This is a genomic window from Nocardiopsis endophytica (assembly GCF_027706725.1).
GTDB lineage: Bacteria > Actinomycetota > Actinomycetes > Streptosporangiales > Streptosporangiaceae > Nocardiopsis_A > Nocardiopsis_A endophytica.
In genome coordinates, this window is the sequence record NZ_JAQFWQ010000052.1 from 35,153 (window position 1) to 45,977 (window position 10,825).

A 10,825-nucleotide genomic window follows, 5' to 3' on the forward strand; every position below is an offset into this window, starting at 1 on the left:
GCTCCGCCTCGCGGCTCGGCACCGGCATCAGGCGGCCCCCTCGGCGGTCTCGGCGGCGGCGTGCGGCTCCGGCTCCGCGCCGCCCGCGTGAACGGCGCCGGATTCGGCGATCGTCCGCAGGACGGTGAAGATGGACGGCATCGCCCCGAGGTCGTCGGCTCCGGTGTGCGCGGAGGTCCCCGTCTCCGTGGGCAGCACGTGGTACCCGTCCTCCTCCAGTGCCGCCAGGTTGCGCTGCACGGCCTTGGCACGGAGCCGCGGCCCGCCGAGGGACGGCACGATGAACACGGGGGCCTCGGTGAACCCGACGGTGGCCAGGGCGAGGCTGTCGGTGATGCCCGCCGCGCACTTGGCGATGAAGGCGCCGGTCGCCGGGATGACGATCACCAGGTCGGCCCACTCGGCCGCCTCACGGTGCTCGACCGTGCCGCCGGCCGGGCGCCACTCCGGGCCGAGCACGGGGCGGCCGGAGATCGCGGCCAAGGCGTCGGACGCCACCAGGCCGGTCGCCGAACGGGTGAGGCACACCCGCACCTGCCAGCCGTAGAGCTGGCGCAGGTACAGCACCCAGCCGGGGAGCAGGGCGACGGGCAGCGCGCCCGCGCCGACGAGCAGGACGTTTCCGCGGGGCAGGGTGATCTTCGGGGGATTCATGCGCAAGGCTTCCTTCTCTTCGTCCTCGTCGTCGCGCGTCGGGTCGGGCCGCATCCGCCGCCGGGGGCGCGGGTCAGGCGGGTGCGGCCGGGGACGCCGTCGAGTGGGCCGGGGCGGGCGCCGTCAGCAGGGCGACGACCACCGCCATCTCCAGCGCCGCGGTCCGCGCGTCCAGCCCTGCCTGGGCCGCCAGCCTGCGCGCGTGGTCCACCATCAGGACGGCCGTCCCCCGCCGCAGCAGATCGGCCGGGAACGGCCCCTCCCGGGAGACGAGCGCCTCGAACGCGCGGAGCAGGCGCGCCAGCGAGGGCGCGCTCGCCTTGCCCGCGGCGGTGAACAGCTGCGCGGTGAGGGCGAGTTCGCCGAGCACCCTGCACGTGTCGAGGAGGAGGGGCGCGGGGGCGGACGGCAGGAGCACGTCGACGCCGTCGTACCGGGGCCGCCCGTCCTGCTCGGCGACGACGAGGCGCCCGAGCCCCAGCGCCCGGTGCACCCCGTGCGCCGAGAACACCGGATCCGGCGGCGCGTCCCCGAGGTGGGCGCGGACCGAGGCCGCCTGCCGGACGCCCGCGTCCTCGCACTCGTCCAGGAAGTCCTGGACCGCCGTCCACAGGCTGGGGATATCCGCGGGGTCGTCCCCGGACGGGGACAAGGGGCGGCGCGGCCGTTCCATGATGCCCCGGAACACGGCTTCGGGGAGGCCGGTCAAGGCCTCGGGCGGGAGCGGGTCGGGGACACGGAGCGCGTCGGCGACCGAGCCGTGCCCGCGCACACCGCTGAAGACCTCGGTGCCTGTGGGGGAGGGGGCGGAACCGGGGTGCCCGGCGGGAGGCTCGTACGACGGCGCGATGAACCGCACCGGCCCTTCGGGGCATTCGGGTCCTTCGCCCGCCGGGGCCGGGAGGGCCGACCCGGGAGGCGTAGGTGCGGGGATCCGCCACGTCCAGCCGCCCGCCGACGGCTCGACGGTGCGGACCGGCGGGCGGGCGGTGCTCGGTGCTTCAGGGGACACGGACCTCGCTCCTCTCCTCGGGGCGCTCCGACTCGGGAAGCCCCGCCTCGGCTGCCGGAGCCTCCGGGGCGGGGTGGAGCGCCGCGCCGATGCGCTCCTCCAGGCCGTCGGTACCGTGCTCGACCAGGGTCCGGGCGAACAGGTCGGCCAGCCGGACGCCGAAGCTGCCCCCGGGAAGGCCCGGCGGGTGCACGGCCAGGCCCACCCCCTGCGCGATGCGGAGGGCGAAGCCCGGGACGGGGTCGGCCAGCACCTCGGGCAGGCCCGAGGAGGCCAGCTCTGCCGCGACGCGGCCGGCGTCGGCGGCGCGGAGGTAGACCACGAAGGAGTCGGGGCGGGGGGCTCCGGCCCCGCGCGTCGCCGCCTTGGCCTGCCAGGGGGCCTCCAGCCGCTCCAGTGCCTCCAGCAGCGGCCCGATGACGCCGCGGTCGGCCAGCGAAGGCGGATGCAGGTACAGGCGCGCCTTGGGGCGGACGGGTGGGCCGACCGGGCCCGTATAGCCGAACCAGCCGAACAGGGCGCCCGGCCGGGCGCGGGGCAGTAGGACCTCTGCGGTGCCGCCGTCGGCGCCCACGTGCAGCTCCTCGGGGGCGGCGCGCAGGCGCACGCCGTTCTTGGACACCACCGCGTCCGGTGCCGTCCCGGGGCCGCCGTCTCCGGGCGCCTCGCCCTCGACGGTCCACCCGGGGTCGCGCCACGTGCCCGTGGCGAGCTCGGCGAACAGGGCCGCGGCGGCCGCGTCGGCGTCGGGCGTGGCGGTCTCGGAGTGCAGTCCGGCCAGGTGGACGTCGCGGTACAGCCAACTGCGCAGGGTGGGCACGCCGCGCGGGTGGGCGGCCGGTTCGCTCACATCCCCGGTCGCGGCGCGCAGCCACCGGCCCGCAGGGGCGGCGGCGGACTCGGGCGCGACCACGGCGCGAACCCGGTCGCACCAGGTGCGCAGGGTGGCGGGGTCGGGGAAGGCGGCGCCGGCCGGGGCGGGGACGGGGGAGGCGGTCATCGTGCGCCCCCCTCGTCCAGGGCCGCCCGGAGCCCGGCGACCGCCCGGGGCAGGTCGCCGAGCATGGCGGCGAGCGCGCGGAGCAGCACCGTGGGGACGGTGCCCACCTGGCTGCCGACGGTCGCGAGGGCTTGGGCCCGGCACAGCAGCCGCCCGCCCGTCAGCAGGAGCAGCCGCTCCGGGTCGGGCGACCAGGGCCGGACCGCGCGGTAGCCGTCCAGCATCGCGGAGAGGAGGCCGAAGGACTGGCCCGCCGCCCCCTCGATGGCCGCGCGGACGTCGGCCGCCCGGTCCTGGTGGACCTGGTGCACACGGGCCTGGAGGGACGCCGAGAGCGCCCCGGCCAGGAAAGCCGCCAGGTCCTCGTGCGGGTCGCCGCGGCCGGCCAGCTCCCAGTCGATGACCGTGATCCCGTCCGTGCCGCCGGTGTCGGTGCCGGTGCTGACCAGGATGTTGTCCGGCTTGAAGTCGCCGTGCACGAACACCGACCCGGCGCCGGGGGCGTGGCGCTCGGAGACCGACGCCAGCGCGTCCCGCGCCGCCGGGTGCCGGTCGAGCTGCTTGAGCAGCGCGATGACCTGGTCCGAGGTGGTCGCGTACTCGGCCACCCGGAGCGGGAACAGCCGCGGCCGCTCCGGTACGGCCGGCGGCAGGCCGCGCCCGTCGTCTCCGTGCAGCGCGGCCGCGGCGGCACCGCACCGGCGCGCCTCCTCGGCCCCGCGCCCCTCGGCGACGAGGTCCTGCAGCGTGGTGCGCCCCTCCGGGGCGGCGAAGACCAGACGATCGGGGTCGTGCCAGACGGGGGGCGTGCACAGGGCGGCGCCGTCGGGCAGGCGCAGCGCCGCCGCCCGCTCCCCCGCCTCGCGCTCGTGCCGAAGGGCGTCCCGCCCGCCGCCCGCGCGGCGCGCATGCTTCACGACGAACATCCGGCCCCGGTGCTCGGCCCGGGCGACGCGCGGGTGGAGCGGGACGGGTTCGGCGCGGTCGAGTACGGACCGCAGGTCGGCGTCGGACAGCGGCCCGGAGCCGGGCGACGCGAGGGTGGTCGTCACAGCAGTCCTCTCTTGGTGAGGCGCACCGCGGTCTGGAACCGGTTCTTCGCGTTGACCATCTCCTTGATCTCCGCGACGTGCCGGCGCACGGTCCGCAGCGAGGTGCCCAGCTCCCGGGCGGCGTCCTCGTCGTTGAGGCCTTCGCTCAGGAGCAGGATGAGCTGCCGGGTCATCGCGTTGGAGAGCGCCTCCGGCTCGGGCCCGGGGGCCTCGGGGACCTCGTCCGCGGGCGTCGCCGACGCCCAGACGAGGTCGAACAGGGTGGAGAGCCCGGAGAGCATGGTCCGCTCCCGGACGAGGGTGGCCCACTGCGGCTCGCCCGCGCCCTGGGAGGCGAGCACCGCCATGGTCCGGTCGAGCAGGACGAGGCAGTGCGGGACCGAGTCCGCCGTGCGGATCCTGGCGCCGGCGCGGCACTGCGTCCGGAACGCCCGGGGCAGCCCGGGTTCGGCCCCGGAACGGCGCTCGACCACCATGCGGACCTGCGAACCGGAGGACAGCGCCCGCCGGGTCACCGCGGAGAGCAGGGTGGCCGCCCCGGCGGAGGCGGGGTGGAAGATGCGGATCTCCCGGGGGCGGTTCTTCCGTAGAGAGTCGAGGAGCACGTCCATTCGGATATGCAGAGCGGGGGCCTGCAGCTGTTCAGGCGGTCGGTCAATCGATATCCCTTGAGAAGTCATCGATACCCCCGACGGCAGAGCACTATCGTCACCAACCGATACCAAGTCGTCCACAGTGTGAAGGGATTCCGGCCGCGTCGGCACCGACGTTCGGGGTGGGGAGGGGGGAAATCATCGGTTCGATTCGACGTGGCGGCGGTGACCCCGGCGGCGCCCAAGCTAACCCACCCCACGGCGGTGCTCAAGTGGTGTTTTCGGGCCCGGAGGAATTGCCCTTCCCCCGTGCGGCCGGGGCGATTACCGTGTCAGGAATTGCGGGCGGAGGGCGCCGTCCGGTGGGCGGCCGTGCCCCGGTGGCCGGTCGGGGCGGGCGGGGCTCGGGTCGCCGCCGGTGTCGGCGTGGCCGGAGACCTGGAGGCATCACGCCAGGTGAACGGGCCGTCGCAGAGGTCCTCGGTGGGGGTGTCGGGTGCGAGGGGCGTCCGTGTGACCGGTTCGGGACCTGTGGTCAGGGGTGCGGGGAATGGAAATGCGGGGGCGGGTGGATGCCGCGGGAAGAAGTTCGGGGACTCGTGCGGGATAAAGCCGCCATCCGGGAACGGGGGGCGTGGCCGGGTGGCGGTGCGAGGCCGTCTCGTGGACGGGCGACGGTGCCGTCACCGCAGGTCAGTCGGGGGTGTGCCGCGATTTCGATGCGGATGGGCGATCCCGGCGACGGCTTGTGCGCGGTGTTCCGGCGGCGGCCCCGGATGGGCGGAGCGCCCTGGGCGGATTCGGTTTCGCGGTGACCGTAATAAGGGGTGTCACGGAACAAACGCACATGATTACGGTAGGTGTCATGTTACACGGTAATTTGTTTCCGTGACACGGGGTCCCTGTTTCGCCGATGATCGACTGTGCTACAACAGGGCTCCGTGCGCCGCTCCCCGAGGGGCGGCGGGCGGAAGAATGCGAGGGGTTCATCATATACACTCGCGTTCCCCGATCGTCCAATCCGAAAGTACCGGGGCGGACGGCATCGGCCCACACCCCATCCCGGTGCGGGTCGCGGGATCGGGGGCCTCGGCATTCCGGTGCGCGGCATTACCGGAGCGGCGAAGGACTGCGAAAGGGCCTTCCGGCGGTGCAATCGGGCCGCATCCGGCCGCCTCCGTCAGTGGAAAAGCGCTCTGCCTCCGTGCGGCCCGTTCGGCGTGTGCGGCCCGTGCGGCCTGTGCGGCCTGTGCGGCCTGTGCGGCCTGTGCGGCCTGTCGGGGGTGGCGCCGCAGGGCACCGGACGCGCCCGTGACACGACGACGGCCCCGCCGGTCATCCGGCAGGGCCGTTTCCCGCGCTGCGGCGGGCGTGCGCTTCGCTCCGGAGTCGGAGGGCCGTGCTCCGGCCCCGCCCGGGACGACGGCGGCCCGCGGCGCGGGGAGGGTGCGCCACGGGCCGCCGTCCGGGACCGCCCGGGGTCGGGGGGCGGGCGGTGGGCTCCTGGCGGGGCCGGGTCAGGGACCCCGGGGAGCCCGGCCGTGCGCGCAGGACGGAGGCACGCCCGGCGGCGGGTTCAGGAACCGGTGGTCTGGCGGTGGCCGCGCCGGACGAACGCGACCGCGGCCAGCCGGCCCACCGCGTAGAGGACCAGGGCCGCGTAGATCGCGATCTGCACCATGGGGCGGTCCGAGGCCAGCAGGAACACGACGCCGCCGATGACGGCGACCGTGATCACCTGGACGAGGAGTTCCTGGCCGAGGGTGGCACTGAGCTTGACACCGGAGAGGGCGTAGAAGAAGTCCATGCGGAATCACCTTTCGGTCCGGGCCGGACGCGGGTCCGGCCCACGGTCTGCGGTCGGGGCGGGCGCCGGGCGCCGCGCGCGGGTCAGGAGCGCGGCTCCCAGCGCCAGGTCCGCCGCGTGACCAGCAGGGCCACCGCGGTCCAGGCCACGAGCAGGAGCAGGTCGGCGACCACCGGGTCCACCGGCACCGGGAGGTCCGCCGCCCCGACCCCGGTGCCGCCGAACCCCTTGGCGATCAGGTCGGCGGCCGGGACCATCGGGACGAGCATCGCCGCCCAGGCGACCGCCTGCACCGGGTAGTCGATGAGCTGGGCGCCGATCACGGCCAGGATGAGCAGCGGCATCATGGTGAACATGACGCGCTCGTGGCTGCCGGTCACGGCGACGATGAACGCCGCCAGCACCAGCGCCAGCACCAGCCCGAGCAGCGCCCCCACGACCACCAGCGCGGGGTTCTGCGGCAGCGGTGCCCCGGTGAGGGTGAACACGCCGAACATCAGCGCCATCTGGACCGCGCTCAGCACCGCGATCGCCAGCATGCTCCCCGCGATCAGCTCGGCGCCGTCGAGCTCGGTGGTGCGCAGCCGCTTGTAGACCAGGGTGTCGCGGCGGGCGGAGAGCTGGGTGGTCGTGCTCATGTACGGCGTCATCATCAGCGCGTACATGAAGTAGACGCCGAGGGTGGCCCCCCACTGGGCCGGGCCCTCCGGGCGGGAGCCCAGGTAGGAGATGCCCACCAGCATCAGGGGTAGGAACAGGGCCACGGCCAGCACGCCCTTGCGGCGCATCAGCAGTCTCAGCTCCGCCCGGGTGAGGGCGAGCATCAGCGCCGCGCGTCCGGGGCCGCGGTCCCGGTCGGCGGCGGTCCCGGATGCCGCGGTGGCCTGCGATGCGGTCGCGGTCATCGCGCCGACACCCCTTCCACGTCGTTCTCGGCGCCGTGCCCGGCGCCCTGTCGGCCGTCTCCGCCGTCTTCGCTGCCGTCTCCGCCGCCGTCGCCGCTTCGGGCGCCGTCTCCGTCGGTGCCGTGGGCGCCCTGGGTGTCCTGTGCGCCCTGGTCCGCCGCCTCCATGGCCTCCGCCGTCAGCCGCTCGCTCCGCGTCCGGATGGTGTGGAACAGGCTCTCCAGGGTGGCGGGCTGGGCGTGCAGGCCCGAGAGCGGGACCCCGCGCCGGTCGGCCCACTCCAGGAGCACCGTCAGGTCCGCCTGTAGGGCGGAGGTCTCGACCCGCAGCGCGCGCGTGTCGGAGTCGTCGGCGCCGCCCGGGGCGGCCACGGTGGTGCTCCCCGAGAGCGCGGGCAGGTCGTCCGCCAGGGAGGAGGGGAGCCGCGCGCTGATGGTGGCCGGGTGCGCCTCGAGGACCTCACGGAGCGTCCCGGAGACCGCGACCCTCCCCTCGTGCATGATGGCGAGGCGGTCGGCCAGCGCCTCGGCCTCCTCCAGGTAGTGCGTGGTGAGGATGATCGTGGTCCCGGCGGCGCGCAGGTCGTCGACCAGCGACCACAGGCGCCGGCGCGACTCGGGGTCGAGCCCGGTCGTGGGCTCGTCGAGGACCACCAGCTCGGGGCCGCCCCACACCGCCAGCGCGATGTCCAGTCGGCGCTTCTCGCCGCCGGACAGCTGGTCGAGGCGGACATCGGCGCGGCCGGCGAGGTCGACGCGGTCCATGACCCGGTCCACGCTGTCGCGGCGCCCCGAGATCGAGTCCCACAGCTCGATCGTCTCCCGCACCGTCATCTCCGTGAGGAACCCGGCCTCCTGGAGCATGAACCCGGTTCTGCGGCGGAGGCTCCGGCGCTGCCGGAAGGGGTCGAGCCCCAGGACGCGGATGTGGCCGGCGTCGGGGCGGCGGTACCCCTGGATCAGCTCCAGGGACGTCGTCTTGCCTGCCCCGTTCGTTCCGAGCAGCGCGAAGACCTCGCCGCGAAGGGCCTTCAGGGAGACGTCCTTGACGGCCTGGTAGCGCCCGTAGGCGAAGTTCAGGCCGTCGACGTCCACGGCGGCGTCGCGGTTGGGCGGAATAGGCATGACCCCACTGTGGCGACGCCGCTCTCACGGACGTAAGTAACAAGCTGTCACCGAATCGGGGTGACAACGCGGACGGTCCTGTCACGCCCGCCGGGGCCGCCCGTAGGCGAACCGGCGCAGGACCCGTTCGGCGGGACCGGGCATGCCGCGGCGCTCCATCAGCGCGGCGGCGGCGACCGTGGCCAGCCACACCCCGACCGCCGAGGCGAGCGCGGTGGCCGCCGGGTTCGGGGCGGCGCCGAGGTCGAGGGCGAACGGGGCGAACAGCACCAGCCACGCCACCGACTGGACCAGGTACCCGCTCAGCGACCGCCGCCCGAGCGCGGCGACCGCGCCGACGGCGGCGCGCACGGGTGCCGCCGGGCGCCGGTTCTCATGGGCGAGCGAGGCCAGGGCGAAGAGGCAGACGAAGCCGGCGCCCGCGAACAGGCCGGACGACTCGTGCAGCAGCTTGAGCCACATGGCCGCGGACGCGTCGGCGTGCAGCCACCCGGCGCTGAACAGGCCCATGGGCAGGCCTCCGCCGAATCCGACGGTCAGACCGGCGGCGGCCCCGGCCGTGAGCAGTCGGCGGTGGCGTGCGGGCTCCTCCAGGATCCGGCGCCGTGCGGCCCACGCGCCCAGCCAGGCGGGGAGGAGCATGGCGGACAGCATGAGCGTGGTCATGGGCCACTCGCCGAGGCGCTCCACAACGGCGGCGCCGTACGTGGCCGCCTGGCCGGAGGAGTACGCACTGACGGGCACCTCCGCCCGCTCGCCCGAGCCGTCGGCGAGGGTCCATGCGGCCATGGCGGCGACCACGGCCGTGTAGACGGCGGCGACCCCCAGGTACCAGAGCCCGACGCGGTGGAGGCGCTCGCCGCGCCCGACGAGCACCAGGGTGAGCACGGCGCCGATGATCCCGTAGGCGCCGAGGATGTCGCCGGAGAAGAGCAGGACGCCGTGCGCCAGGCCGAGGGCGAACAGGAAGGCGCTGCGGCGCAGCAGGACGGCCCGGGCCGCACGCGGCCCGGCGGACCGGCGGCGGAGGGCGAGCTGCACGACCCCGTAGCCGAACATGATCGCGAACAGGGGCAGGGCGCGTGCGTGCACGACGGTGAACATGAAGACGTCGTAGGCGCGTTCGAGGCCCTGCGGGTCGGGCGCGAACGCGGGCACCGTGGCGAAGAGCGCCATCCCGGTGTGGGCCAGGGCGATGAAGAGCAGCATGCCGCCCCGGGCCAGGTCGGGGGCGAGGGAGCGCTCGGAGCGCGGGACGGGGCCGAGGCGGGCTGCGGCCCCGGTGGTCGGACCGGTGCCGGGTGCGGTGGTCATGGGTCCCCTCCCGGGGGTCGTCGGCGGACGTCATTAATATACGAGAGAAACTATATGAAGTAAACGAATGAGGGGCGGGCGGGCTCGTGCGGGCCGCGCCCGGTCCCTGTCCCCGTCCTTGTCCCCCGTCCTCGGCCCGACGGGAGGTAGGTTCCAGGCATGGACGAGGTGCCCGCCCTGCTGAGGCGGTTGTGGAGGCTGCCGTCGGCCGGCGGCAGACTGGGGCGGCGGCCCGAGCTCGACGTGGAGCGCGTCGTGCGCACGGCGGTGGGCCTGGCCGACCGCGACGGGTTGGCGGGCGTCACCCTCGCCAAGGTCGCCAAGGAGCTGGGCGTCACGGCGATGTCGCTCTACCGCCACGTGGGGTCCAAGGACGACCTGGTCGTCCTGATGGAGGACGCGGCGGACGGGGCCCCGCCCGACCTCGACCTTCCCGAGGACGACTGGCGTGTGGGCCTGCGCGCGTGGGCGAACGCGCTGCGGGACGTGCACCGGCGCCACCCCTGGCTCGCCGACGTGCCCTTCACCGGGCCGCCGAGCGGCCCGAACGCGATCGCGTGGATGGACGCTGGGCTGCGCGCCCTGCGCGGCACCGGGCTGGACGAAGGGGACAAGGTGGGCGTCCAGATGGTGCTCGCCGGGTATGTGCGGCGCACGAGCGCGGCCGAGCGGCAGATGGCCGAGAGGCTGAGCGGTGCCGGGACGGACCAGGCCGGCGTCGAGCGCGACTTCGGCAGGGCGCTGGCGCGGTTCGTCGACCCCGACCGGTTCCCCGACGCGGCACGGCTGTTCGCGTCCGGGGTGTTCGAGCACCCCCCGGAGGGGGCGCCGGAGGACCCCGCCGACCATGACTTCGCGTTCGGCCTGGAACTGATCCTCGACGGCACCGCGGCAGCGGTGGAGGCGGCGGCCGCCCGGCGTTGACGCTCGATCGCCAGGTCATTGGTGGGGGCTGCGGGGAGGCGGGGGCGGGGAGTCGGGGCTTCGGCCACCGGGTTCCCCGGGATCACCGAGGAAGCGGCGGTGCGGGGGCGTGCTGGTGTTCGCCTCGGGGAATTCGCCCCTATCGGGACGGTCTCATGTGTCGGGTCTTCGCGGTGCGGGCGGGCGGCCGAGCAGGTACCCCGCTTCCGGGCTCCGGCCGGGCGGCGGGTCGCCGGGGTGTCGGGTGGATGGCGGCGACGAGGAGAGGTCGGCGGCCTACACCGCAGCGCTGTCGGTGCGGCGCGTGTGCGTGGTCACCGGGGAGGGCGGCGACGGGGTGAGCGGGGCGGTTTCCCGGCCCTGCTTGCCGTCCGTCGGGCCGCGGGCGGTCCGGGTGGGCGGCGCGGTGGGCGGGGTGCGCGGTCGCCCGCGGTCGTGGC

Annotated in this window: 10 protein-coding genes; 1 reads left to right on the forward strand and 9 read right to left on the reverse strand. The window is 75.2% G+C overall.

Annotated elements, in window-relative coordinates; genetic code table 11:
- Positions 1-27: 27 nt before the first annotated feature.
- The 9 genes from O4J56_RS17955 to O4J56_RS17995 all read right to left on the reverse strand — a co-directional run bounded on the left by O4J56_RS17955 (position 28) and on the right by O4J56_RS17995 (position 9,461).
- A complete protein-coding gene (locus O4J56_RS17955; protein ID WP_270687124.1) occupies positions 28-654 on the reverse strand; it encodes a flavoprotein in 627 nt (208 codons plus the stop codon).
- A gap of 73 nt (positions 655-727) precedes the next feature.
- A complete protein-coding gene (locus O4J56_RS17960; RefSeq protein ID WP_270687126.1) occupies positions 728-1,666 on the reverse strand; it encodes a hypothetical protein in 939 nt (312 codons plus the stop codon).
- Positions 1,656-2,666 (reverse strand): T3SS effector HopA1 family protein, encoded by a 1,011-nt coding sequence (locus tag O4J56_RS17965; RefSeq protein WP_270687127.1) that lies wholly within the window; start codon positions 2,664-2,666, stop codon positions 1,656-1,658. Before O4J56_RS17965 ends, O4J56_RS17960 begins: the two co-directional genes overlap by 11 nt.
- Complete coding sequence (locus tag O4J56_RS17970; protein WP_270687128.1) at positions 2,663-3,718, reverse strand: phosphotransferase family protein; 1,056 nt, start codon at positions 3,716-3,718, stop codon at positions 2,663-2,665. Before O4J56_RS17970 ends, O4J56_RS17965 begins: the two co-directional genes overlap by 4 nt.
- The gene (locus O4J56_RS17975) at positions 3,715-4,329 is read right to left on the reverse strand and encodes a helix-turn-helix domain-containing protein (protein ID WP_270687130.1); all 615 of its coding nucleotides are present in this window, start codon (positions 4,327-4,329) and stop codon (positions 3,715-3,717) included. Before O4J56_RS17975 ends, O4J56_RS17970 begins: the two co-directional genes overlap by 4 nt.
- Positions 4,330-5,887: 1,558 nt before the next feature.
- On the reverse strand, positions 5,888-6,118 hold the full coding sequence (locus O4J56_RS17980; RefSeq protein ID WP_270687132.1) for a hypothetical protein: 231 nt from the start codon (positions 6,116-6,118) through the stop codon (positions 5,888-5,890).
- An 83-nt stretch (positions 6,119-6,201) separates the two neighbouring features.
- On the reverse strand, positions 6,202-7,023 hold the full coding sequence (locus O4J56_RS17985) for an ABC transporter permease (RefSeq protein WP_270687134.1): 822 nt from the start codon (positions 7,021-7,023) through the stop codon (positions 6,202-6,204).
- Complete coding sequence (locus O4J56_RS17990) at positions 7,020-8,147, reverse strand: ABC transporter ATP-binding protein (protein WP_270687135.1); 1,128 nt, start codon at positions 8,145-8,147, stop codon at positions 7,020-7,022. Before O4J56_RS17990 ends, O4J56_RS17985 begins: the two co-directional genes overlap by 4 nt.
- Positions 8,148-8,228: 81 nt before the next feature.
- Positions 8,229-9,461 carry a DUF418 domain-containing protein gene (locus O4J56_RS17995; RefSeq protein ID WP_270687136.1) on the reverse strand — a complete coding sequence of 411 codons (1,233 nt, stop codon included), beginning with the start codon at positions 9,459-9,461 and terminating at the stop codon, positions 8,229-8,231.
- A gap of 159 nt (positions 9,462-9,620) precedes the next feature.
- Between O4J56_RS17995 and O4J56_RS18000 the strand changes: the two genes are divergently transcribed.
- A complete protein-coding gene (locus tag O4J56_RS18000; RefSeq protein ID WP_270687137.1) occupies positions 9,621-10,385 on the forward strand; it encodes a TetR/AcrR family transcriptional regulator in 765 nt (254 codons plus the stop codon).
- Positions 10,386-10,825: the final 440 nt, after the last annotated feature.